This window comes from Geodermatophilus sp. SYSU D00525, from assembly GCF_054050475.1.
On the sequence record NZ_JBJGZK010000013.1, the window covers coordinates 24,620 to 48,756 of the forward strand.

19 protein-coding genes and 1 pseudogene are annotated in these 24,137 nt (G+C 74.2%); 15 read left to right on the top strand and 5 right to left on the bottom strand.

The genetic code is table 11. From position 1 onward, the window contains the following. Positions 1-61 precede the first annotated feature (61 nt). The 3 genes from ACI796_RS13035 to ACI796_RS13045 all read left to right on the top strand — a co-directional run bounded on the left by ACI796_RS13035 (position 62) and on the right by ACI796_RS13045 (position 2,826). A complete protein-coding gene (locus ACI796_RS13035; RefSeq protein ID WP_456941656.1) occupies positions 62-454 on the top strand; it encodes a hypothetical protein in 393 nt (130 codons plus the stop codon). Next, positions 451-1,386: a hypothetical protein gene (locus ACI796_RS13040; protein ID WP_456941657.1), complete on the top strand. Its 936-nt coding sequence runs from the start codon at positions 451-453 to the stop codon at positions 1,384-1,386. The genes ACI796_RS13035 and ACI796_RS13040 overlap by 4 nt, the downstream gene beginning before the upstream one ends. Before the next feature lie 819 nt (positions 1,387-2,205). Continuing rightward, the gene (locus ACI796_RS13045) at positions 2,206-2,826 is read left to right on the top strand and encodes a hypothetical protein (protein ID WP_456941658.1); all 621 of its coding nucleotides are present in this window, start codon (positions 2,206-2,208) and stop codon (positions 2,824-2,826) included. 120 nt (positions 2,827-2,946) lie between these two features. Here ACI796_RS13045 and ACI796_RS13050 read toward each other — a convergent pair whose 3' ends face one another. Next, a complete protein-coding gene (locus tag ACI796_RS13050; protein WP_456941659.1) occupies positions 2,947-3,855 on the bottom strand; it encodes an endonuclease I family protein in 909 nt (302 codons plus the stop codon). A 127-nt stretch (positions 3,856-3,982) separates the two neighbouring features. Here ACI796_RS13050 and ACI796_RS13055 point away from each other — a divergent pair, with 127 nt between their 5' ends. From ACI796_RS13055 to ACI796_RS13095, 9 genes are all read left to right on the top strand, one after another. Further along, positions 3,983-5,986, top strand: a complete 2,004-nt coding sequence (locus ACI796_RS13055; protein ID WP_456941660.1) for a S41 family peptidase — start codon at positions 3,983-3,985, stop codon at positions 5,984-5,986. A 29-nt stretch (positions 5,987-6,015) separates the two neighbouring features. Further along, positions 6,016-6,363: a hypothetical protein gene (locus tag ACI796_RS13060; RefSeq protein WP_456941661.1), complete on the top strand. Its 348-nt coding sequence runs from the start codon at positions 6,016-6,018 to the stop codon at positions 6,361-6,363. A 16-nt stretch (positions 6,364-6,379) separates the two neighbouring features. After that, the gene (locus tag ACI796_RS13065) at positions 6,380-9,757 is read left to right on the top strand and encodes a M28 family metallopeptidase (RefSeq protein WP_456941662.1); all 3,378 of its coding nucleotides are present in this window, start codon (positions 6,380-6,382) and stop codon (positions 9,755-9,757) included. Between the two features lie 178 nt (positions 9,758-9,935). Continuing rightward, complete coding sequence (locus ACI796_RS13070; protein WP_456941663.1) at positions 9,936-11,483, top strand: S8 family peptidase; 1,548 nt, start codon at positions 9,936-9,938, stop codon at positions 11,481-11,483. A gap of 30 nt (positions 11,484-11,513) precedes the next feature. Then, positions 11,514-12,893 (top strand): hypothetical protein, encoded by a 1,380-nt coding sequence (locus ACI796_RS13075; protein ID WP_456941664.1) that lies wholly within the window; start codon positions 11,514-11,516, stop codon positions 12,891-12,893. Further along, entirely contained in the window at positions 12,890-14,305 is a 1,416-nt protein-coding gene (locus tag ACI796_RS13080; protein WP_456941665.1) for an oxidoreductase, read from the top strand. Before ACI796_RS13075 ends, ACI796_RS13080 begins: the two co-directional genes overlap by 4 nt. Before the next feature lie 43 nt (positions 14,306-14,348). Beyond that, the gene (locus ACI796_RS13085) at positions 14,349-16,277 is read left to right on the top strand and encodes a peroxidase family protein (RefSeq protein ID WP_456941666.1); all 1,929 of its coding nucleotides are present in this window, start codon (positions 14,349-14,351) and stop codon (positions 16,275-16,277) included. A 272-nt stretch (positions 16,278-16,549) separates the two neighbouring features. After that, a complete protein-coding gene (locus ACI796_RS13090; protein WP_456941667.1) occupies positions 16,550-16,768 on the top strand; it encodes a hypothetical protein in 219 nt (72 codons plus the stop codon). 199 nt (positions 16,769-16,967) lie between these two features. Further along, the gene (locus ACI796_RS13095; protein ID WP_456941668.1) at positions 16,968-17,624 is read left to right on the top strand and encodes an AfsR/SARP family transcriptional regulator; all 657 of its coding nucleotides are present in this window, start codon (positions 16,968-16,970) and stop codon (positions 17,622-17,624) included. 131 nt (positions 17,625-17,755) lie between these two features. On the opposite strand, the gene ACI796_RS13100 is transcribed toward ACI796_RS13095, so the two are convergent. The 3 genes and pseudogenes from ACI796_RS13100 to ACI796_RS13110 all read right to left on the bottom strand — a co-directional run. Then, positions 17,756-18,232 (bottom strand): LysM peptidoglycan-binding domain-containing protein, encoded by a 477-nt coding sequence (locus ACI796_RS13100; protein WP_456941669.1) that lies wholly within the window; start codon positions 18,230-18,232, stop codon positions 17,756-17,758. Between the two features lie 191 nt (positions 18,233-18,423). Beyond that, positions 18,424-18,576, bottom strand: a complete 153-nt coding sequence (locus tag ACI796_RS13105) for a peptidoglycan-binding domain-containing protein (RefSeq protein ID WP_456941734.1) — start codon at positions 18,574-18,576, stop codon at positions 18,424-18,426. Between the two features lie 109 nt (positions 18,577-18,685). Then, a pseudogene (locus ACI796_RS13110) lies at positions 18,686-18,886 on the bottom strand (peptidoglycan-binding domain-containing protein); the annotation flags it as partial. 354 nt (positions 18,887-19,240) lie between these two features. Here ACI796_RS13110 and ctaD point away from each other — a divergent pair. Then, on the top strand, positions 19,241-20,998 hold the full coding sequence (gene ctaD, locus ACI796_RS13115; RefSeq protein WP_456941670.1) for an aa3-type cytochrome oxidase subunit I: 1,758 nt from the start codon (positions 19,241-19,243) through the stop codon (positions 20,996-20,998). 49 nt (positions 20,999-21,047) lie between these two features. Here ctaD and ACI796_RS13120 read toward each other — a convergent pair whose 3' ends face one another. Next, positions 21,048-22,949, bottom strand: a complete 1,902-nt coding sequence (locus tag ACI796_RS13120; RefSeq protein WP_456941671.1) for an alpha/beta-hydrolase family protein — start codon at positions 22,947-22,949, stop codon at positions 21,048-21,050. Positions 22,950-23,268: 319 nt separating this feature from the next. On the opposite strand from ACI796_RS13120, the gene ACI796_RS13125 reads away from it, so the two are divergent. Beyond that, positions 23,269-23,673, top strand: a complete 405-nt coding sequence (locus ACI796_RS13125; RefSeq protein ID WP_456941672.1) for a hypothetical protein — start codon at positions 23,269-23,271, stop codon at positions 23,671-23,673. Positions 23,674-23,676: 3 nt separating this feature from the next. Next, positions 23,677-24,048, top strand: a complete 372-nt coding sequence (locus ACI796_RS13130; protein WP_456941673.1) for a CPBP family glutamic-type intramembrane protease — start codon at positions 23,677-23,679, stop codon at positions 24,046-24,048. Positions 24,049-24,137: the final 89 nt, after the last annotated feature.

The following is a 24,137-nucleotide window of genomic DNA, read 5'->3' on the forward strand; positions in this document are numbered from 1 at the left end:
CGGGGGCCAGCCGGAGGAGGACGGCACGGAGGAGAACGGCACGTCGGATCTCTGTGTGCCCGTGAGCTACCTGGGCACGCAACTCCCGCCCGGCGTCCAGATCCAGGCCGGCACTCCGGTCGTCACCGACGAGTCGTTCACCGTGAAGGAGGGCGGGTGCTCGAACACAGGAGGCCCGCTGTGCGAGGGGTTCGTCTTCACCCCCGAGAACACGGACCCGAACGATCGGGAGACGTGCCTCGTCGCCGTCCGCTACGACGCCCCAGTAGTTGACGAGCCGGCAGAGCCGGCAGAGCCGGCAGAGCCGGCCCCGGAACTGGACTCGGCGCTCCTCCGGCTGAGCGGTCGCCTGCACTGTCCGGCGGACCTGGATCCACCCTGCACGGCACTCGCCCTCAGCATCGATGGGGACGACCAGGACATCAGGCTCGAGCCGCCCGAGCCGCCGGAATGACCACCCCGTCCCCTGATCCGGCCTCGTCCCTCGGCCGGCTCGGGCAGGTCGCGGGGTCGGTCGCGCAGGTCGTCGCGCCGCTCAGCGTCCTCACCGCGCTGCTCTTCTACTTCGGCTACGCCTCCTCACGGGCGCGGTACCTGTACTTCGGCGTCGACGTCGACACGATCGGGCTCAGCACGCAGGACTACGTGATGCGCAGCCCGGAGCCGCTGCTGACCCCGCTGCTGGTCCTGGCGCTCCTGGCCGTCCTCGTCGCGGTCGTCCACGAGCGGGTGCACCGTCGCGTGCAGGCCGCCCTCGCAGAAGCGAAGGACGCCGACCCGAAGGTGGCCGCGCGCGGGCAGGACCGCGTGGACCGGGGGAGTCGGAGAGCACGCGCCGCCGTCGTCACCGGAGACGCCGTCCTGCTCGTGGGCGTGCTGCTCCTCCTCGCCTTCCCGCTGTTCGGTGACTGGGCGTACTACACGCTCGTCACGCCGCTGCTCATGGCGGCCGGCACCGGACTCGCGCTCTACGGACGGCGGATCACGCGGATGTTGGAGCCGGGGAGGGCGCCGTCGGGGCTGGTGACCGTCGTCCTGTCCGTGCTCCTGGTGATCAGCGTCTTCTGGGCGACGGCGACCTTCGCGGAGTGGTCCGGACGGGGCGCGGCGCGTGAGGTGGCGCGGCACATGGACCGCCTCCCGGCCGTCATCCTCGACACCACCGAGCGGCTGCACCTGTCCTCCAGCGGCGTCCGCGAGACGGCGCTGGATCCGGGCGAGGGGCAGACGTTCCGCTACCGGTACCGGGACCTGCGGCTGCTGATCCAGGGCGAGGACCGGGTGTTCCTCGTCCCCGAGACGTGGGACGCGAGCAACTCCACGCTGATGGTGCCCCTGGACGACTCGGTGCGGCTGCAGTTCCGCTTCCTCAACGACCCGCCGTGAGGACGGACCACTCGGAGCAGCGGTGCCGTCGCGTCGGCGGGGAACGGCGCCCGGACCCCTCCCAGCTGCACGGCGAACGGTGACGCTCCGGTGACGGAGGAGACGGATGCTTCTCCACCGCCGACCGGTGCCGGAGGGTCGGCGACCGGTGGCTGACATCGGTCGGTGCTTCGAGGAGGTGGCACCCCGATGAGCTCCCCGCCGAGCGACGGTGCCGGTCCTGGACCGGAGGACCCGCAGGAGGCACCCGCGCAGGAGGCTCCGGCACAGGGCTCGTCGGCGGAGGCGGGCCCGCCGGGTGGGGACGCCCCGCGGCCGGGACCCGAGGACGGGGAGGGCCCGGCCCCGACGCACGGGTGGACGCCGTTCTCCGCGGAGCTGACCACTCGGGCATGGCGGGAAGAGGCCCTCGCGCGGGCCACCGAGGTCGAGACCCTGTCGAGATGGATCTGCCACCTCCCGCGGAACCGGCGGGGGGTGTGCGACGACGAGGCCGATCGTCACCTCGCCGTGGCGATCGAGGCCCACGTCCGGACCGTGCGGTCGGCCGCTCGGTCCGGTGGCCCCCTGATGCGCAACGGGGCCCGCCTCGGACGGGTCGCGAGCAACCTCTCTGCCGCGGAGGTCGACCTGCTGCGTCGCGCGCCCTCGGAGTACGTGTGCGGGGAGGTGCCGAGCCTGGAGGCCCACGTCCGGCGGCACCTCCCGGTGGACGACCCGCGCCGTGTCCGCATGGAGGCGATCGCCCGCGAGGTCACGGACCGCAGGGCCACGGGACGGGGCGACGGGGGAGGACTGGACCAGGAGGACCGCGAGACCGTGATCGCTGCCACGCGGGCCGCGAGTTCGGCCGCCGAGCGCGAGCAGCAGCGGATCCGGAGCTTCCGCACCATCGTCGCCGTGGCGACCCTCTTCCTGCTCGTCATCGCCGGTCTCGTCGCGCTGCTGGGAGCACTCCGCCCGACGCTGATCTCGCTGTGCTTCACCCCGCAGCCCTCCGGGCCCGACCAGGTGCCGCTCCTGGTCTGCCCCACCGGGCAGACCCCGCTCGGCGGCCGCGACGTCGACGACGTCATCCGGGACACCGTCAGCTCGTGGGACGTCCTGCTGATCGAGATCGTCGGCGTGGTGGCGGCCGGGGTCACGGGCGCCGTCGCCCTGCGCCGGCTCCGAGGGTCCTCGACGCCGTTCGGCGTGCCCGTGGCGCTGATCGCCCTCAAGCTCCCCACGGGGGCCCTGACGGCCTTCCTCGGCCTGCTCCTCATGCGGGGTGGGTTCGTCCCCGGGCTGACGGCGCTGGACACGACACCGCAGATCATCGCCTGGGCGGTCGTCTTCGGTGGCAGCCAGCAGCTGTTCACCGGGCTCGTCGACCGGCAGGCGCAGACCGTCCTGAACTCGGTCGGTGGCAAGACCTACGCGCCCACCGGCGGAGGGTGATCGCGCTGCGAGCCGGCCCGGCCGGCCCGCTGGTCGCGTCGGCCGCCCCGGATCCCGGGAGGCCGTGACCACGCGCCCGGCACCGCGGCCGCCGCTGGTCCTCCGCCCGGGTCCTGGGGCTCACCCGCCTCCGGCCAGCGCGATCGTGACCAGCAGGTCCCGGGCCAGCGCGGGACGGTCGATGAAGGGGTTGCGGTTGCCCTGGCGGTCGAAGACGGCGGCGTTGCGGTGCCGCTCCCACTCGGTGACCGGCTCCTCCTCGTGCCAGGCCAGCAGCACCCGCCGCCGCGGCAGTGGCATCTCGCCGGGCTCGACCTCCCCGGGATAGCGGAGCAGGAAGTAGAAGACGGCCCGCGCGGCCGCGCCCTTGCCGTGCGCCGGCTCGAACCCGCCGGCCTCGCTCTTGCCGCACTCGTCCCGCACCGCCCGCGGCGGCGCGCTCGGCGTGGTGGGCTCGGGGAAGTCCGCGAACTCGGCGAACGGGGTGTTGCCGCGGAAGCTGTTGCAGCGGGCCTCGCAGGCGAACAGGTGGTGCAGGTCGCCGCGCATCGGCTCCCGCTTGGCGAACCAGCTCTGCGGGACCACGTGCTCGCAGTTGAACGGCAACGCCGCCTCCACCGCGGCCGCCACCTCCGCATGCGTCGTGGCGTCGGCCGGCGTGCCCAGTTCGGCGAGCCGCGTGGCCAGCTCCCGGGCGCGGGCCCCGGCGATGGCCAGATCGGCGCGGATCAGCGCCTCCGGCTCCCACTCGTGGCCGGTGTACAGGCTGCGCAGCATCCCGGAGGGCTGCAGGTCCACCCACGGGTACAGCTCCCGCGCCGGCTTGTACGCGGGCCGGCGCGCGTGCGAACGCGTCACCAGGTCGGCGTACTCCCCGAGCGCGACCCCGCCGTAGTAGGCGTCGGCGGCCGCGGCGTCGGCCTCGGCGTCGTAGTAGACCCGGTCGCGGGCTCCCGCGAGCTCGGCCAGGGAGGCCTCCACGTCGGCCGCCGTCAGTCCCGACACCTCGACGCCCGCGTCCGTGCTCACCCGACACCACCTACACCCGGCCCGTCACCGCGGTGTCACCGCGCACCCCGCGACCGGGGACGTGCCGGCCGGGTGGGACCCGGTCGTGGTGACGCCGCGGTGACGCCCCTGCCGCTACACCTCGACCATGACGCAGACCTCCCGCGTGGCCGTCCTCCGACCGCGACAGGCGATGGACGACGTGGCCGCTGACGACGCCCTGCCGGTGGAGCTGACCATCCAGCTCGGTACGGGCGAGGCCGCGCTGGCGGGCTCGGTGCCGTTGCACGAGTTCATCGCGACGGCGGGGACGCTGACCCACGCCGAGCGCGTCGTGCTGGTCGACCAGGCGCTGGTGCTGATGGAGGACAACTACGTCCACCTGCCCCTGAAGTCGGCGATGCACGCGGTGGACCCGGTGCAGCGGTTGCGCCTGCTGCGGGCGCGGCTGGGGCAGCAGACGGACGCCACGATGGATCCCGAACGGGTCTTCCACGCCGAGCTCACGGAGGTCTTCCACTCGGTCCGCGACCTGCACACCAACTACCTGCTGCCGGCGCCCTTCACCGGCCAGATCGCCTACCTGCCCTTCCAGGTCGAGCGGTGCGTCGACGGGACGCGGCGGCAGTACGTCGTCAGCAAGCTGGCGGCGGGGATCAGCGACCCGACCTTCCGGGTCGGCGTGGAGGTCCTCCACTGGAACGGCGTCCCGATCGAGCGGGCGGTGGCGGTCGCCGCCGACCGCTTCGCCGGCAGCAACCGCGCCGCGCGCCTGGCCCGCGGCATCGAGTCGCTGACCATCCGGCCGCTGAAGCTGCACCTGCCGCCGGACGAGGAGTGGGTCACCGTCACCTACCTCGACGCCGGCGGCGGGCGCCGCGAACTGCGGGTGCCGTGGCTGGTGGCCCCCAACGTCCCGCCGATGGCCGACGCCGACGCCGTCACCCCGGCCGCCGCGTCCCTGGGCCTGGACCTGCTCACCGACGAGGTCGGCCGCGCGCAGGCGCTGCTCTACGCCCCCCGGGCGGTCGAGCAGCAGTTCGGTGCCGAGGGCGTCGACCTGTCGACCGAGCCGGCCGCGCCCGGGAGCGACGTCCCGACGTCCATGCCGCTGGTCTTCAAGGCCCGCAGCGTCGTCACCGGCTCCGGCACCTTCGGCCACCTGCGCGTCTTCCGGTTCAACGTCCCGGACCCGGACGCCTTCGTCGCCGAGTTCGTGCGCCTGGTGGAGCTGCTGCCGCAGGAGGGGCTGATCCTGGACGTGCGCGGCAACGGCGGCGGGCACATCTTCGCCAGCGAGTTCACCCTGCAGACCCTCACCCCGCGGCGGATCGCCCCCGAGCCGGTGCAGTTCATCTGCACGCCGCTGAACCTCGCGATCACCCGCCAGCACGCGACCAACCCCATCGGCATCGACCTGGGGCCGTGGGTCCGTTCCATGGAGCAGGCGGTGCAGACCGGCTCGATCTTCTCCGCGGGGTTCCCGATCACGCCCGAGGCCGGTGCCAACGCGATCGGGCAGCGCTACTTCGGGCCGGTGGTGCTGGTCACCGACGCCCGCTGCTACTCGGCGACCGACATCTTCGCCGCGGGCTTCCAGGACCACGGGATCGGGCCGGTCCTCGGGGTGGACGACAACACCGGCGCCGGCGGGGCGAACGTGTGGACCCACGGACTGCTCAAGCAGTTGCTCGACCTGCCGGCGCCGAACCCGGAGAGCCCGTACGTCGCGCTGCCGAAGCAGGCGGACATGCGCGTGTCGATGCGCCGCACGCTGCGGGTCGGGGCGCTGGCGGGGACGCCGGTGGAGGACCTGGGCATCACGCCGGACGAGCGGCACGAGATGACCCGCCGCGACGTGCTGGAGGGCAACCCCGACCTGATGGAGCACGCCGCGGAGATCCTCGCCGGCCTGCCCCGTCGCCGGCTGGACGTCGCAGCGTCCCTCGCCGGCGGCACGCTCACGCTCGAGGTCGACGTGGTCGGCGCGGACCGGCTCGACGTCCACGTCGACGACCGGCCGCGGGCCAGCACCGACGTGTCCGACGGGCACCGGACGCTCACGGTGGACGGCGTCCCCGGCGCACGGGTCGTGCGGGTCGAGGGGTTCGCCGCCGGATCCCTGGTCGCCGCCCGGACGCTGCGCGCCTGAGGGACGACGTCGCCGGTGACCACCGGATCGTGAGGGTGGACGTGGACCAGCTGCTCGTCGTGCTCGAGTCGTCGGAGCCGGACCTGACGCGCGCCGTCACGGGTCTCGCCGTCGAGCTGGAGGGACGCGCGACGGTGTTCGTGCCGGTACCCGCCGTCCGGCCCGAGGCGCGGACGGCGCCGGTCTCGCCTCCCGTCGCCGTCGTCGCGCTCGACGACCGCGGCGCGGGCGCCGACCTGGGGGAGTGGGTCGGCCGCTACCTCGACGGGACGCCCGCGGCGACCCTGACGTGCTCGGCGGGCGGGAGGTCCGTGCGGCTGGACGGCGCCACGCGGTCCTCCGCACGCGACGCCGTCACCGACCTGCTCGGCACCTGACCCACCGGGGGGCGACATGGAGCACCTGATCACCGCCGCGGCGGCCCGCCCCGTGCCGCCCGGCCGCCGTGGTGTGCACCGGACCGTGTTCGGCGACCGCGTGCTGTGGTGGGGACCCGACGGGGCGCTGGGCACGGCGGCACAGCGGGCGGCCGGGGAGCTGCGGCTGGTCACCCAGCTCGGCACCCTGTTCCTCGACGACCACCCGGACGTGCCGGTGGTGCTCGACGCCGGCCGCCACCTCGTCGTCGACGTGCCCGTGGCGTGGCCCGATCGGCCCGACCCCACCTGCGGCTACCGCGTACAGCCCCTGCCGGTCGACGCCGCGGTCGTCGCCCGGCCCGCGGCCCCCGCCGCACGGCGCGCCCCGCTGCCGTGGGTCGCCGACCTCGTGCAGCGCGTCCACCCGGGCGCCCTCGGGGCCGACATCCGGACGCTCGCGGCCCTCCCCACCCGGCACTCGACGAGCCCGGGCCTCGCCGAGGCGACCCGTTGGGCGCGGGCGCGTCTCGACGCCCTGGGCTACCGCACCGCCGTCGTCCCCGTGCCGCTGCCCGGCGGAAGCGACACCGTCTCGCTCGTCGCCGACCGCGACGGGACGGGCCCGGCACCGCGGCGGGCCGTGCTCGCCACCGCGCACCTCGACTCGGTCAACACCCGCGGTGGCCCCGCCGCGCCGGCGCCGGGAGCCGACGACAACGCGAGCGGCAGCGCCGGGGTCCTGGAGATCGCCCGCGTCCTGCACGACCACCCGGCGACCCACGACCTGCGGCTGGTCCTGTTCGGCGGCGAGGAGCAGGGCCTGCACGGCAGCACCGCTTACGTCGCCTCCCTCGACCCGGCCGAGCGGTCCCGCATCGCCGCCGTCGTCAACATGGACATGGTCGGCTGCCGCAACACCCCGGAGCCGGGGGTGCTCCTGGAGGGCGCCGCGCCGGCGCAGTCCCTGATCGACCGGCTGGCCGAGGCGGCCGCCGCCCACACCGGACTGACGGTGCAGACGTCGCTGGACCCGTTCGCCAGCGACCACGTGCCCTTCCTCAGGGCGGGCATCCCCGCCGTCCTCACCATCGAGGCCTCCGACCGGGCCAACGCCGCCGTGCACACCGCCGCCGACACCGACGACCGCATCGACGTCGGACTCGCCACCGAGATCGTGCGGATGAACGTCGCCGCGATCGCCACCGAGCTGGGCAACGAGGGAGGACCGACCATGACCACGTCCACCGAACTCCAGGAGCTCGGGCTCCTCGAGTCGTCACCGGGGCCGCTGCCGCGGCAGCTGTCGGGCCGCTACGCGTTCAACGGCGGTGTCGCCGACCGTGCCGAGCCCGAGGACGACACGCAGCCGGTCCTCACCGACCTCGCGTTCGACCGCGAGGGCCGGCAGCAGCTGCGCAGGCCCCGGTTCACGCTGCACGTCGACGTCGACGGGACCGACCCGCTCGAGGTGGTCAGCGGGACCGTCCTCGTCAGCGCCGCGGCACCGGGCCCACCCGCCCACTTCATCGGCCGGGTCACCTCGCAGACCCCGGGCCTGCACCGCCACGACCTCGTGGTGACCGACCTCGTCCTGCCCTGGGGGGCGCTGGTCGTCGACCGCATCGAGATCGGTCTCCTCCGGCACCCGCCGGCGGCGCCCCCGGTGGCCGAGGTGGTCTTCGTGGCCGCCACCGGCACGAGGTTCGGCCCCTACCGGGCCCGGCAGGTGTCCCGGTGGTTCCGCGAGGTGGAGGTCGAGGTCGACGTCGAGGACGGCGCGGTCGCCGCGGAGCCCTACGACACCCACCTGCACCCCGACCGCCCCGCCGACCTGCCGCGGGAGGACCTCACGCTGGAGCGGGCCTTCGCCCGTGCCGGCATCCGCATCACCCGGTCGAACGGGTCGAACACCATCGACACGTCGACCGCGGGCGCCAACGGGCGGTGGAACTACCAGGAGCTCCACGACGCGATGGCCTCGCACTGGAGCGCGTACGCCGACGTGCCCCAGTGGAAGATGTGGGTCTTCCACGCCGAGCTCGCCGACAGCGACGGCCTCGGCGGCGTGATGTTCGACGGTGACATCAACGAGCCGGGCGGCGTCGACCGGCAGGGCACCGCGCTGTTCACCCGCAGCCCGCACTTCCACACCGAGGGCGGCGCCTATCCCCAGGCCAACCCGCCCGCGGCGCAGGCGGCGCGCCGGGAGCTGTTCTTCGACCTGGTGCACGAGACCGGGCACGCGTTCAACCTCGCGCACTCGTTCCAGAAGCAGGCGGTGCTGGGTGAGCCGGGCAGCGGGCCCTGGCCGGCGCCCTCCTGGATGCCGCTCGTCGACGCCCCCCAGTCGCCGTCCTGGATGAACTACCCCGACCTGGCCAGCCCGGGCGGAGGGCTGAACGCCACCTGGTTCTACGACCGGTTCCGCTTCCGCTTCGACGACGGGGAGAACCTCTTCCTCCGCCACGCCCCCGCGCGGTTCGTGCAGATGGGCAACGAGGCGTGGTTCCACAACCACGGGCGGGCCGGGCGCGGGACGCTCGACACGCGGCTGGAGCTGGCCCTGCGCCTGCCGAGCAGTGCGGTCGAGTACGGCGAGGCCGTGTTCTGCGAGCTGCGGCTGCGCAACGTCGGCGACGAGCCGGTGCCGGCGCGCACCGACCTCGATCCCGCCGAGGGCACGGTGGAGCTGGCGGTCACGGGTCCGTCGGGCGAGCGGCGTCCCTTCCTGCCCTTCTACCGGGCCTGCACGCGGCCGCGGATGGAGGTCCTGGCCCCGCAGGAGTCCCGCTACGCGTCGGTGAACCTGACGATGGGGCAGTTCGGCTTCCCGTTCAAGGAGCCGGGCAGGTACCGGATCGAGGCCTGCTGGGTCAACCGGGACGGGTCGACGGCGCCGGCGGTCACCACCCTCACCGTGCGGCCGCCGCGCTCCGAGGAGCACCGTGCGGCGGCCGGGAGGCTGTTCACCGCCCCGGTGGGACGGGTCCTCGCGGTCGGGGGCACCCGCACGATCGACGACGTCGACGCGCTGCTCGGCGAGGTCGCCGACGACCTCGGCGTCCAGCACCCGGTGTCGCTCTACCTCAGGACCGTGCGGACCGTGCCGCTCGCCCGTCCCTTCAAGGTGCTCAGCGCCGACTCGGCCGCGGTCCGGGTGCTCGACCCCGAGCCCGACGAGGTCGAGCGGGGGCTCCGGCCGGTCGTGGAGCAGTTCGAGGCGGCGGCCGACGCCCTGGGCCACATCCAGTACGAGCGCGTCGCCGACGTCTACAGCGCCTGCGCCGTCGAGATGGGCAAGCGGGCCGACGCGCGCACGGCGCAGGACAACATGCTCAAGCTGTTCCAGGCGCGCCGGGTGGTCGAGCCGGTCCTCGCCAAGGTGGAGGCCCGGGTGCACGAGCTGACCTGATCGGTCCCACCGCGCGGGGGCGTCGACGGTGGGCCGGGCCGGCCGCGGGACGGCCCGGCGTGGTCCCGGGTCCAGGCGTCGACCTGCGCGTTGACGCGGGGGTGACGGCACGGTGATGCCCCGCCCCTACCGTCCGCGACCACGGACGGCCGCGCCGCAGACGCCATGGGGAGGCACCGTGACCGAACCCCCGCGCTGGGACGGCGTCCCGCAGTTCCCGGCGGAGTACGGCCCGGTCCGGGATCCCGCCGACGACGCCGACCGGTACGTGCCCGGCACCCCGGGGGCCCGCACGTGGCAGGTGCCGACGTCGCCGGAGCTGGTGATGGACTCGGTGGTCTCCAAGCCGCTGCGGGAGCTGATGGACGGCGGGGGCCCGATCGGCGTGATGATCGAGCTGCGCACCCGGTACGAGGGCGGCATCCCCGCGGCCCGCACCCGGGTCACCCAGCTCCTGGCCGAGCTGGCCGGCGTCCGCGAGGACCAGATCGCCCACAACGGCAGCTACCTCACGGTGACCCTCCCGGCGTCCGTGATCGAGGAGCTCGTCCGGTTCGACGCCGGCCCGGCGGACTCACCGGACGAGCCGGGCCGGGCGCCGCGCGGGGCGATCCACCGTCTCTGGCCCAACTTCCAGATCTCCGCCCTCATCTACCGCTCGGTCGTGACGACGAAGGCCCAGGCGGCACAGCGCTCGTTCCGGGCGACCGGCCGGGGCCTGGTCTGGGCCGTCCTCGACTCGGGCATCCAGGGCGACCACCCGCACTTCGCCCTGCACCGCAACCTCGAGGGGCTGCCGCACAAGTCCTTCGTGGACGCCGACGACAAGATGGCCCTCGTCGACGAGGCGGGCCACGGGACCCACGTCGCGGGGATCCTGGCCGGGGAGGTGGTGGCGCCCGAGGGCGGCTCCGTCACCGCCACCACCTGGTACCGCGACAGCGCCGGCAGCGTGCAGGTCGCCCCGCTCCGGCTGCCCTCGATCGCCGGCATGGCACCCGAGTGCCGGCTCCTGTCCTGCCAGGTGCTGCGGCCCGACGAGTCCGGCGACATCACCGGGCTGATCGCCGCCCTGCAGTACGTCAACACGCTCAACGACGGCGGCCGCGACCTCGTCGTCCACGGGGTGAACGTCTCCGTCGGCCACCCGTTCGACCCGACCTGGTTCGCCACCGGGCTCACGCCGGTGTGCCGGGAGGTCGACCGGCTGGTCCGGTCCGGGGTGGTCGTCGTGGTGGCGGCGGGGAACTCCGGCTACGGCTACGCGCGCGACCCCCGGAACAACGTGTTCCGCCTCGGGTTCGACATGACGATCAACGACCCGGGCAACGCCGCGCTCGCGATCACGGTCGGGTCCACGTCCTGCTCCCCGCACCAGAACGGCGTCTCCTACTTCTCCTCGAAGGGACCCACCGGGGACGGGCGGATGAAGCCGGACCTGATCGCCCCCGGGGAGCGGGTGGTCAGCGCGGCCGCGGGGAAGCTCGCCGTCCGGGCACGGGAGGCGCTGCCGGACTCGGCGTACATCGAGAACTCCGGCACCTCGATGGCGGCTCCGCACGTGTCCGGTGTCGCGGCCGGCTTCCTGTCGGTCCACCCCGAGTTCATCGGCCACCCCGAGCAGGTGCGCGCCGCGCTGATGGACACCGCCACCGACATCGGGCGGTCGAAGCACTTCCAGGGCGCCGGCCTGGTCGACGCCATGCGCGCCATCCAGTCCGTCTAGACCCGGACCGAGCGTCCCGAGGGGGATCCCGTGGAGTGGCCCTACGCACCGGTCGAGTTCACGAAGCAGGGCGCGGTGGCCCACGACGCCCAGGTCGACCGGGCGCTGCGGCTGGTCCGGTCCGGCCGCCACCCCGCCACCGACGTGCTGCTGATCGCGCACGGCTGGAACAACGACGTCGCCGGCGCCGAGCGCCTGTTCACCGAGCTCGCCGACAACGTCGCCGACCTCGCCCGCACCCGCGCGCCGGACCGGCGGTGGGTGGTCGTCGGCCTGCTCTGGCCCTCCGTGCAGTGGGCCGACGACGACCGGGTCGCCGGCGGAGGACTGTCCGCCGCCGGCGAGCTGCCCGCGCTCCTCGACGCGATCACCGAGCGGGTAGAGGACCAGGCCGCCGCCGACGAGCTCCGGGAGCTGGCCGGCGCGCTGGACGCCTCGAGCGAGGCGCGGGACCGGTTCCTCGCCCGGCTGCGCGACCTGCTCCCGCCCGAGCCGGACGTCGGGGACGACGACCCCGTCCCCGACGCGCTGCGCGACGGCGACACCGAGGAGGTCTTCGCGCAGGCCGGTGCGGCCGAGCTGGACGTCGACGCGTCGGCCGAGCCGGCCGGCGCCCCGGGTGCGGGCACCGGCCTCCCGCCCGGGGTGCCCCCCGACTTCCTGACCGCGAGCGGGACCGCCGCCACCGGCCTGTCGCTGCGCGACCTCGGCCCCGTCCGGGTGGCCCGCCAACTGCTCAACCTCACCACCTACTACACGATGAAGGACCGTGCCGGCCGCGTCGGCGCGCGCGGTGTCGCGCCGCTGCTCACCCGGCTCTCCCGGCTGCCCGATCCGCCGCGCCTGCACCTCGCCGGGCACTCCTTCGGAGCCCGCGTCGTCACCGCGGCGGCAGCCGGCACCGAGGCGCCGATCGCCTCGGTGACCCTCCTGCAGGCCGCCTTCAGCCACCGCGGCTTCAGCGGGAGCACCACCCCCCGGGGCGCCTTCCGCGGGGTGCTCACCGGCCCGCAGCTGGTGGGGCCCGCCGTGGTCACCCACACGCACAACGACAGGGCGGTCCTGCTCGCCTACGCCATCGCCTCCCGGCTCGCCCGGCAGGCGAGCAGCGGGCTCGGCGACGCCGACGACCCCTACGGCGGCCTCGGCGCCAACGGCGCCGTGGCGACCGCCGAGGCCGACCGCCGCACCCTCGGCGACGACGGGACCCGGTACCGGTTCGCGCCACGGCGGATCACCAACCTGCTCGCCGACCGGCACGTGGCCGGCCACGGCGACGTCCGGAACCGGGCGGTCGCCAACGCACTGCTGGAGGCGATGCTCACCGCTCCGGTCGTGAGCCCCCGGACGGCCCCGGCCGAGGAGGCCACCTCCCCGGCGCCGGCACCTCAGGGTGGCGCGACCCCGTGACCGCCCCTCCGCCGACCACGCCCGTGCCGCGGAGCCCCGCCGAGGGGGGTGCGGACCCGATCTGGACCCCGCTCACCTTCCCCAGCGGCCTCACGATCAAGAACCGCGTGCTCCGCAGCAGCATCTCCGGCCGCATCGACGACTACGGCGGCACCGGGACCACGGCCCGCGTCAACTGGGAGGAGCGGTTCGCCCGGGGCGGGGTCGGGGCGCTGGTCTCCGCGCACGTGCCCGTCCACGTGCGCGGCCGGGTCCTGCCCAACTACGCCTTCATCGACGACGACGACAAGATCCCCTTCTGGCGGGCGGTGGGGGAGCGCGTCCACCGGCACGGCTGCGCGTTCCTCCTGCAGCTGAGCCACGGCGGCCGCCAGCGGGACGTCGCCGGCGTGGAGAACGCCGTCCACCCCGCCCTGAGCTCCACGAGCCGGCCCGATCCGGTCCACGGCCTCCCGGCCCGGGCGATGACCGAGCGGGAGATCGGCGAGGTCGTGGCGATGTTCGGGCAGGGCGCCCGGCGGGCGCGCGAGGCCGGACTCGACGGCGTGGAGCTGCACGCCTGCAACGGCTACCTGTTCACCCAGTTCCTCAGCCCGGCGATCAACGACCGCACCGACCGGTACGGCGGCCCCCTGGAGAACCGCGCCCGCTTCCTCCTCGAGGTGATCGCGGCGATCCGCCGGGAGGCGGGGGCGGACTTCCACCTGCAGGTCAAGCTCAGCGCGGTCGACCACGCGGACGCGCTGTTCCCCTGGCACCGGAAGGGCACCACCCTGGCGGACTCGGTCCGGGTGCTGCGGTGGGCGGAGGAGGCCGGCGCGCACGCCGTCCACGTGTCCACCGGGAACTTCTTCCCCCACCCGCTCAACCCCGCGGGGGGCTTCACCCCCGGGGACCTCGTCGGGACCTACGACACCATGCTGTCCTCGGGCCGGAGCACGCTGCGCAACTACGCCCTGTGGCGCTTCCGGCCGACCCGCCCGCTCATGCGCCGCCTCTGGACCCGCACCGCGCCCGAGGACCCCGAGGGCCTGCTGCTGCCCGACGCCGCGGAGGTGCGCCGGCACCTGTCCATCCCGGTGATCGTCACCGGCGGGTTCCAGACCGCCTCGGTCGTGCGCGAGGCGATCCGGTCCGGCCGGTGCGACGCGGTCAGCATCGCGCGGCCGCTGATGGCCAACCCCGACCTGGTGCGGCAGTGGGCCGCCGGCGCGGACCGGCCCGAGCGGCCGTGCACCTACTGCAACCTCTGCCTCTTCCACGTCCTCGAGGACCCGCTGGGCTGCTACGACGTCCGCCGGTACGACGGCGACCACGACCGGATGATCGCCGAGGTCATGTCGATCTACCGCCCGGACGGGTGGTCGGCCGGTGCCGGACGACCGGCACCGGCCGGATCGGCGTCGACGTAGCCCCCCGCCCCGCACCGGTCCTCCCGTTCCCCCAGGAGATCCGATGAGCACCGACACCCCCGGTCCGGCCGGCACCCGCACGGCCGGCACCGCCATCCCGCGACCCCGCGCCGAGTCCGCCGGCGGACCGCCGGCCGCGTCCGCTCCCGCGGCACCCCGGCCGGTGCCCGGGGCCGGCCACCGGTGGACGCCGCTCTGGCGGGTCTACGACCGGCTGGCCCGGCTGGTCGACCACCGGGTGGGCTGGGACCGGCTGCCCCGCGGCCTCGGCCTGGCGGTGCTGGCCGGGCTCCGGAACACCCTGCGGCGGGAGAACCTGGCCGACCCCTCGACCCGGGTGCCGGTCGTCGACGCCCCGCCGGTTCCGCCGCGCACACCCCAGCACCTGGTCGCCCGCAGCGTCGACGGCTCGTACAACGACCTCGACCACCCCGACATGGGCCGGGCCGGGGCCCGCTTCGGCCGCAACGTCCCGCTCGACAGCGTGCTGCCGGTGACCGACGACGAGCTGCTGCGGCCCAGCCCGCGGGAGGTCAGCCGCCGGCTGCTCACCCGCGAGGTGTTCCGGCCCGCGGAGACGGTGAACACCCTGGCCGCCGCCTGGTTGCAGTTCATGATCCGCGACTGGTTCAGCCACGGGCAGGCGGACACCTCGCGGCTGGTGGAGATCCCGCTCGAGCCCGGTGACGACTGGTGGGAGGACCCGATCCGGATCCCGCGGATCCACCCCGACCCCACCCGGCCCGCCGGGGCCGACGGGCCGGTGACCTCGGTCAACGAGGTGACCCACTGGTGGGACGGGTCCTCCCTGTACGGCACCACCCCGGAGGAGCAGCGGCGGGTGCGGACCGGCCGCGGCGGCACGCTGCACCTCACCGACGACGGGATGATCCCGCTGCCCGAGGACCCGGCGCTCGACCCGACCCGCGTCCCGGGGTGGTGGACCGGCCTGGGCATGTTCGCCACGCTGTTCGCCCGTGAGCACAACGCCGTCTGCGACCGGCTCGCGGCCGAGTACCCGGACTGGGACGACGAGGAGCTGTTCCAGCGGGCCCGGCTGGTGGTCGCGGCCCTGCTCGCCAAGATCCACACGGTGGAGTGGACGCCGGCCGTCATCAGCCACCCCACGGCGGCCTCCGCCCTGAGGATCAACTGGTTCGGCATCGCGGGGGAGCGGATCGCCCGGACGTTCGGGCGGCTGAGCGGGAGCGAGGTCGTCAGCGGGATCCCCGGCTCGGAGACCGCGCACTTCGGCGTGCCCTTCTCGCTCACCGAGGAGTTCACCAGCGTCTACCGCATGCACCCGCTGCTGCCGGACGAGTTCGACATCCGCGCGGCCGACGGCGACCGGCCCCTGGACGTGCTCCCGTTCCCGGCGCTCGCCGGCCCGCGTTCCCGCGAGGTCGCGGACCGGTTCGCCCTGGGCGACCTGTTCTACTCGTTCGGCACCTCGCACCCCGGGGCGATCGTGCTGCGGAACTTCCCGCGCTCCCTGCAGTCGTTCGAACGGCCCGACGGCAAGGTCGTCGACCTGGCCGCGACCGACGTCCTGCGCATCCGGGAGCTCGGGACGCCGCGCTACTGCGAGTTCCGCCGGCTGATGCACCTGGCGGCGCCCCGCAGCTTCGCCGATCTCACCGACGACGCCGATCTCGCCGCCGACCTGGCGGACCTGTACGGCGACGTCGAACGGGTCGACCTCATGGTGGGCCTGTTCGCCGAGAAGCGGCCGGCCGGGTTCGCCTTCAGCGACACGGCGTTCCGCGTCTTCATCCTGATGGCGTCGCGACGGCTCAACAGCGACCGGTTCTTCACCCGCGACTTCCGTCCGGAGATCTACTCGCCGGCCGGGCTCGCCTGGGTCCGGGACAACGACATGCGCACCGTCCTGCTGAGGCACCTGCCCCAGCTGCGCCCGGCACTCCGTGGCGTGGACAACGCCTTCGCTCCCTGGGTGCGGACCGGCGCCTGATCCCCTCCCGGCAGCCCTCCCCTCACGCCCCCGGTGTCGCTCCGGCGGCGTGAGGGGAGGGCTGCCGTCCCGGAGCGGCCCGCTCCCACCGCCGGCCGGATCGCCGGGGACGGCGTCCTCACCGTTCACCCCCGCGGCACCATTGACTTCATCAGGTCGGGGGAGTGCACTCACGCATCGTCAGGGGAGAGCATCGACCTCCCCTCGGTCGGTGGCGTGAACTGGCCGTTCATCCCATGCGGTCTCACGCTGCGTGACCGACCAGTCGAAGGGTGGCCGTGACCGAGGAACGAAGCGCCGCACTCCTCGTGCGGGTCTGGCTCGAGGGCGCGACCGACGAGTTCCGGGCCCGGGTGACGGCGGTCGGTCTCGGTACGTCCGAAGAGGACCGGACGGTGGCGCTCGCCTCGTCGCCGCGTGAAGTCGTCGATGCGGTCGGTGAGTGGCTGCAGGATTTCCTCGGTGACGGAACGCGACCGATTGACAACTGAAGCCGTCAGCTCGGACCCTGGGCGCTCCGAGGCTCCTGCTCCTTCGCCCCTCCTCCGCAGAAGGTGCCCCTGGGGGTGACACGCCATGCCTGTGGTCGTGACTCCACGGATCTCCCTGCTCGACGGGTTCACCATCCACCTCGGGAACGGGCCCGGCCACGGAGGGGGTGACGACCTCCCGCGAGGGGTCCAACGCCTGGTGGCGCACGTCTGTCTGTCCGGTCGCCCACCGCGGGCCACCGTCGTCGGACACCTGTGGCCCGACGTCTCGGAAGCGCACGCGCACGGCAGCCTCCGCACGGCGCTGTGGCGCCTGCAGCGGGTGGCTCCCGGGCTGGTGCACGCGTCCGGTGACGTCCTCTCCCTCGCCGAGGGCGTCCGGGTCGACGTGCGGGAGCTGGGGGAGTGGGCTCGGCGGGTCCGGGACCCGACCTGCGCCCTGGCCGACGTCGCCGTCCCCGACGTCGGCCTGCGGGGCGAGCTGCTGCCCGGCTGGTACGACGACTGGGTCCTCCTCGAGCGCGAACGGCTGCGGCAGCTGCGCATGCACGCGCTGGAGGAGGCGGCCACCCGGCTGGCCGCGGCCGGGCAGTACGGCGATGCCCTGCAGGCCGCCTATGCCGCCGTGCGTGCCGAGCCGTTGCGGGAGAGCGCTCACCGCGTGGTGATCCGCGTGCACCTGACCGAGGGCAACGTCACCGAGGCGCTGCGGGCGTACGAGCAGTTCAGGGACGTCCTCGCCGGGGAGATGGGTGTCCAGCCGAGCGACAGGATGACGCGGCTGGTGGTGGGGCTGCGTCCGGCTGTCGGCTCGTCGCGGGCTGCCGGCGGTGCCGCGCCCGTGGCGCCGCGCTGACCGCTGCCACCCGGCACCGTCCGCCACGGATCCGCCCGGCACCGCGTCGTCTCCGCCCGGCCGTCCGACCCGACCGCACCGAGCAGGTCACCGGCGTCAGCAGCCGGGGAGCGACCGCGGGACCCGTCGGATCAGATGTCCCGGACGTGCAGGTGGAACGCCCGGTTCTGGGGGTTGCCCGCGGCGTTGAAGGTCCTGACCTTCAGGATCTCGGGGCTGCCCATGTCCCCGAGCTCGGCCGTGACGAACCCGGCGGTCTGGTCCGTGTCGTCCGCAGGGGCGAGAGTCGGCTGCCACAGCCAAGCGCTGATGTCCTCCGGGAACGTCACGTCGTACTCGCCGACCGCCACCCGGTCGGGGTCGATCCCCGGATCCGACCTGCGGGCCGATCCGCCGGACACGTTCACGACGATGGCGTAGCTCTTCACGGCTGCCTCCCCATCCCCTCCGCCGACCTCCGGGATCCTGATGACCTGCCCGACCCTGATGACGTCCGGGTCGGTGATCTGGGGGTTCACGGCGAGGATCTCGGCGACGGTGACGCCGAACTTCTTCGCGATCTTGTTCAGGGTGTCGCCTGCCACGACGGTGTAGTCGAAAGTGGCCACTTCGTCCTCCTGAGAGTGCCCTCTGTGATGAGGTCGGTGACGCTCGGGCGTCCACCCCGGTCCCTGGTGCGCTCACCCGGCCGGAAGCCGGGTGACTTCCTCGGTCGTCGACGTCCAGCCCCCGATCTCCCCGGGGGACCGCAGCGGACGTGCGGCGCGGTCCGCAGCCGGGATGCCGCAGGACCCGTGGGTCAGCCGGCCAGCATCCCGCTGACCAGGGCGCGCCAGGTGATCGGACCGACGATGCCGTCGACGACCACCTCGGGGTGGTCGAGGGACAGCGACTTCTGGAAGCTCCGGACGGCCTCGTCGGTCTCGGGCCCGAAGACGCCGTCGATCTGCAGGTCCTGGCTCGGGTCGTCCGTGCCGCTGCGGAACCGGAACTCCCTCCTGCACCCCCCGGACGGCGTCGCCCCGGCTGCCCTTCCGTACCCCGATGACCAACGCCGACCAGGTACGGGGCCCCACGACGCCGTCGACGGAGGTCTTCCGTGTGACCTGGAGTGCTCGTACTGCGGCGTCGGTCCTCGGCCCGAAGACGCCGTCGACCTCGAGTCGGTGACCGTGGGCGCGGAGGAGGTGCTGCACCGTCCGGACCGGGTGCTCCGGATGGCCCTTCTCCACCGACGGCCACGGGAGGACGGACTCGGCCACGTGATCCCCCTCCTCCAGGGAGGCTCAGCCGCTCAGAGCGAGGGGACCCGTGCGACGCCCGGAGCAGCCGTCTCCGTGCCTGCTCAGTGTCCGGCCACCACGTCACCGGACCGTCACCCCGGCATCACGGGAGCCGGAGCGCGTCCCGGGCGGGGCGTCGTGCCGCCCGCAGCCATCGGCCACCCTGCCCGGGCCGCCCGCCGTCCCGGCGCCGACGGGCCCGTCGGGACGCCACCGAACGGTCCGGCGGCAGTGGTCCCCTCCCGCGGCGCGAGATGCATTCCCCTGGTCGCCCGGACCTCCTACCGTGATCCGGAGCCAGTGGTCGTCACGTCGTGATGACGGAGGCGCACGATGACCATCGCCCCGGCGCCCATCGTCAGCCGCCCGAGCGGGATGCCCCCGGTGACGCGGGGTGCGCGGCTCTCGAACCTGCTGCGGACCACGGACCACAAGACCATCGGGTTGATGTACCTGGTGACGTCGTTCGCCTGGTTCATCGTCGGCGGCTTCATGGCCATGCTGATCCGCGGTGAGCTGGGCCAGCCCGGGCTGCAGTTCCTCTCGCCCGAGCAGTACAACCAGCTGTTCACCATGCACGGCACGATCATGTTGCTGTTCTTCGCGACGCCGCTGTTCTTCGCGTTCGGCAACCTGATCATGCCGCTGCAGATCGGTTCCCCGGACGTGGCGTTCCCGCGGCTGAACGCCTTCTCGTACTGGCTGTTCCTGTTCGGCAGCCTGATCGCGGTCGCGGGTTTCTTCACCCCCAACGGCGCCGCGGACTTCGGCTGGTACGCCTACACCCCGCTGTCCGACGCCGTCCACTCCCCGGGCGTGGGCGCGAACCTGTGGATCGCGGGCCTGGCGGTCAGCGGCCTCGGGACCATCCTGGGGGCGGTCAACTTCACGGCCACGATCGCCTGCCTGCGGGCGCCGGGCATGACGATGTTCCGGATGCCGATCTTCACCTGGAACACGCTGGTCACCAGCGTGCTGGTGCTGTTCGCGTTCCCGATCCTCACGGCGGCCCTGATGGCGCTGCTGGCCGACCGCAACCTGGGCGCCGTCGTCTACACGGACGAGAACGGCGGGCCGATGCTGTGGCAGCACCTGTTCTGGTTCTTCGGCCACCCCGAGGTCTACATCATCGCGCTGCCGTTCTTCGGCATCATCACCGAGGTCATCCCGGTGTTCTCGCGGAAGCCGCTGTTCGGCTACAAGGGCATGGTCGGCGCGACGCTGCTCATCGGCGGGCTGTCGATCACCGTCTGGGCGCACCACATGTACGCCACCGGCGCGGTGCTGCTGCCGTTCTTCGCGTTCCTGACCTACCTGATCGCGGTGCCGACCGGGATCAAGTTCTTCAACTGGATCGGCACCATGTGGCGCGGCCAGCTGACGTTCGAGACGCCGATGCTGTGGTCGGTGGGTTTCCTGGTGACCTTCCTGCTCGGTGGCCTCACCGGTGTGCTGCTGGCCAGCCCGCCGCTGGACTGGCACGTCAACGACAGCTACTTCGTCGTCGCCCACTTCCACTACGTCGTGTTCGGCACCGTGGTGTTCGCGGCCAACGCCGGCATCGCCTTCTGGTTCCCGAAGCTGTGCGGCCGGATGCTCGACGAGCGCCTCGGGAAACTGCAGTTCTGGATGACCTTCATCGGCTTCCACGGCACGTTCCTGGTCCAGCACTGGCTGGGCACCGAGGGCATGCCGCGCCGGTACGTCGACTACCTGCCCACCGACGGGTTCACCGCGCTGAACACCGTCTCGACGATCTTCTCCTTCGTCCTCGGCGCCTCCATCGTGCCGTTCCTCTACAACGTGGTGATGTCGTGGAGGTACGGCCGGCTCGCGCTGCGCGACGACCCGTGGGGCCACGGCAACTCGCTGGAGTGGGCCACGTCCTCGCCGCCGCCGCGGCACAACTTCACCGAGATCCCGCGGATCCGGTCGGAGCGCCCGGCGTTCGAGGCGCACTACCCGCACCTGGTCGAGCGGCTGCACGCCGAGGCGCACGTCGGCAAGCGGCAGGAGCCCTACGGCGGTGTCAGCGAGCTGGTCAGCGGCACCGGCCCGCGTCAGGGTCCCAACGACCCCGACTTCACCTGACCCGCCGGCCCGGACGGCGCGCCGGTCCCGGGCCCGCCGGGCGGGCCGGTCAGTCGACGGCCCCGGGGACGACGGCGAACATCCGCTCGCGCACCGTCTCGCGCAGCCGGAGCGTCTGCTCGATCCGGAGGAACTGCTCCTCGGACGCCGGCAGCCCCAACACGTCGGAGAGGAAGCGGGGCAGGTCTGCCCGGTAGTCGTGCTGCGTCGCCCCGAAGGGCCCGGACGTCTGCGCGTTCTTCATGTCCACGAGGCTCTGGAAGAACGTCGTCACCGGCCGCCACCGCATCGCCGGGGGGACGCCGCGGGGACTGCCGTCGGCGACGGGCTCCGGGCGGGGCCGGGCGGGGCCCAGCCAGTCCGGCGGGTACCAGAGCAGGTCCGGGCCGAACCTGGTGACGCCGTCGTTGTCGTGGCTGAGCAGGACGAAGCGGGGCCGACTGCCGCGCTGCTCCACCAGGTCGGCGTACTGCGCGTGGTCGTTGACGACGGCCACGGCGTCGGGGTCGACGTCGAGGCGGTCGCCGCGGGTGACCTCGTGCATCCACCCGCTGCCGTACGGCGTGCCGATCCACAGCGCCCGGTCGATGCCCATCGCGTCGGGCCCGAGCGTGCCCCAGTGCAGGAACACGTCCTGGCTGGTGTGCGCGCCGAGGCTCTCGCCGAACACGACGACGCGCGGACGGGGACCGGGACGCTCGCGGAGACGCTGCAGGATCCGCAGCCACAGCAGCCGGTTCTGCTCCCGTGCCCGGGCGACCATGCCGAGGGACAGCGGCGACGGGCGGCGCGAGTACTGCAGGGCAACGGTGGCCACGTCGCCGAGCGCGAGGTACTGCAGCGCGGCCACGGCGACGTAGTTGACGTAGCCGGTGCCGGTCGGCGAGACCAGGACCAGCAGCGACCGGTCGAACGCGCCGGTCCGCTCCAGCTCCGCCATCGCGAGGTCCACCCGTGCCCGCGGGGTCGGCGCGTTGTCCAGCCCCACGTACACCTGGACGGGGGTGGCCCGGGCGGGCGCGCCCATGACGGTCGGGATCGACAGGTCCGGCACGCCGTCCGGACGGTCCGGGAGTGGCTCGGGGCGGACGGAGGCGAGCGCGTGCAGCCGGCCGTCGCGCCCCATGCCCTCCCACGCGACGAGGCTGCCGGGGCCGCCGCTCACCGTCGGCGGCACCCAGCGGTCGTCCGCGCCCGCCTCCAGCACCGGGACGTCGACCGAGGTCCTCGCCTCGATCCGCCGCATCGCCCGGTGCCAGACCACGGAGGCGGCGAGCGCCATGCCGGCCAGGAAACCCGCGTGGCCCGCCGGCCGCCAGACCTCCGGCGGCCCGGGCAGCACCGCGGCCAGCCGGTGGGCGACGAGGTCGACGAGGGCGTGCTCGCCGTAGGCGACGCCGGCGAAGGAGCCGACGACCCCCGTCGCGACGCCGAGGGACGACAGCGGCGGCGGGGCCTCCGCCCCGGCCGTGTCCGCGGCGTCCTCACCTGCGCGCAGCCGGTCGAGCACGTAGGCGAACGCCAGACCGAGGGGGACCGACAGCGGGACGGAGGCGAGGCGTCCGTGCAGCCGGAGGCGGTCGTCGAGCGCCTGCGCACCGATGCGGGCCCCACCCAGCAGCGCGCTGCCGAACCCCGTGGCACCGAGCCGCCAGGCCGCCTGGCGCAGGACGCCGCGGAGCGGGTCGCCGGCCCGCGGCGGGAGGGCCCGGAGCGCCGCCAGCCCGAGCGGCACGGCCGCGCAGTCGACCGCGATCGTCCCGGCGCCGCGCACCGACGAGGAGGGCGTCCCCCTGAGGAGCAGCCGGGCCGTGGCCTCCAGCGCGTCCTGCGTCCCGGCGGAGAGCAGGTAGTGCAGGCCCGTGGCCAGCCCGGTCACCAGTCCCTGGTCCGCCGCGCTGCGGGAGGAGAGGGAGGGGGCGAACGTCCCGGGCGCCATCGCCGCTGCCACGACCAGACCGACGTCGGGCGCGGTGCTCCTGGCCGTCGGGCCCCCGGTGCGCTGCCGTCCCGACCGTGACCGTCCCGTCCGGGCCCGTGCGCGTGTCATGCCCGCATGGTGGGGCGACGGGGCGGGCCGCGGTTCATCCTCCCGGTAGGAGCCGGGCGATCCGGGAGACTCCCGGAGTCCGTGCACCGACGAGCGGAGCGGGCATGACGGTGGAACCGACGACGAGGCCGTCGGGCGCCGGGACGGACGCCGGCACCGGCCGGCTGCGGCAGCCGCCGGGGGCCGACCCGGTGGCGGCGGAACGGGGGAGGCGACGCGGATGACCCTGTCCGCCGCCCGCCGCGCGCGGTACCGCAGGGTCTCCGGCGAGGTCGTGCTCGTGCTGGCGGCGGTGCGCGTGGCCGACCAGCGCCTGCACCCGCCGTGGTGGGTCCGCGCGCTGGAGGGGGCCGGCCTCGTCGCCTGGGCCCGGCGGGAGGGGCTGACCTGGTCGCAGCTCGGGCTGGACCCGGGCCGCGTGCGGGCCGGAGCCCGGTGGGGACTCGGCGCGGGCGCCGTCGTCGCCGGCGCCTACGTGGTCGGCCTGGTGGTGCCGGCCGCCCGACCGGCGTTCCAGGACGTGCGCCACGACCTGGTCCTCCCGGAGGCGCTGGAGAAGGCGATCGTCGACATCCCGTTCGGCACGGTGACGCTCGAGGAGCTCGCCTTCCGGTCGGTCCTCTGAGGTGTGCTCGCGCGGCACCTGCGGCCGTGGCGGGTGCTGGCCACGACCTCGGCGCTGTTCGGGTCGTGGCACGTCCTCCCCTCACTGGACCTGGGGGAGACCAACCGCGGCGTGTCCGGGGCGGTCGGCGGTGCGGGGAGAGCGGTCGTCGTGGCGGCGACCGTCGGGGTCACCGCGGTCGGCGGACTGGTCTTCGGTGAGCTGCGCCGGCGCAGCGGCAGCGTGCTCGCCGGCGCGGTCGCGCACTGGGCCACGAACGCCCTCGGGGTGCTGGCCGGGCTGGTGGCCTGGCGCCTGGAGCGGCAGCGGGCGCCGTGGCGCCGCGGACCCCGTGCAGCCTCCGTGCAGGCAGTCGACCCCACCGTCGGCGCCTGACACACCCCACCCGCCGGCGCTCGGGTCGGCCGGCGGTGTACGACGATCACCCCGTCGACCGGCGGCCCCCACCACGCCGGTCGGGAGAG

Bases quoted from the DNA above. Each gene is read 5' to 3' on its own strand.
- ACI796_RS13040 (WP_456941657.1), top strand. From the start codon at position 451: ATGACCACCCCGTCCCCTGATCCGGCCTCGTCCCTCGGCCGGCTCGGG.
- ACI796_RS13055 (WP_456941660.1), top strand. From the start codon at position 3,983: ATGACGCAGACCTCCCGCGTGGCCGTCCTCCGACCGCGACAGGCGATG.
- ACI796_RS13065 (WP_456941662.1), top strand. From the start codon at position 6,380: ATGGAGCACCTGATCACCGCCGCGGCGGCCCGCCCCGTGCCGCCCGGC.
- ACI796_RS13085 (WP_456941666.1), top strand. From the start codon at position 14,349: ATGAGCACCGACACCCCCGGTCCGGCCGGCACCCGCACGGCCGGCACC.
- ctaD (WP_456941670.1), top strand. From the start codon at position 19,241: ATGACCATCGCCCCGGCGCCCATCGTCAGCCGCCCGAGCGGGATGCCC.
- ACI796_RS13125 (WP_456941672.1), top strand. From the start codon at position 23,269: ATGACCCTGTCCGCCGCCCGCCGCGCGCGGTACCGCAGGGTCTCCGGC.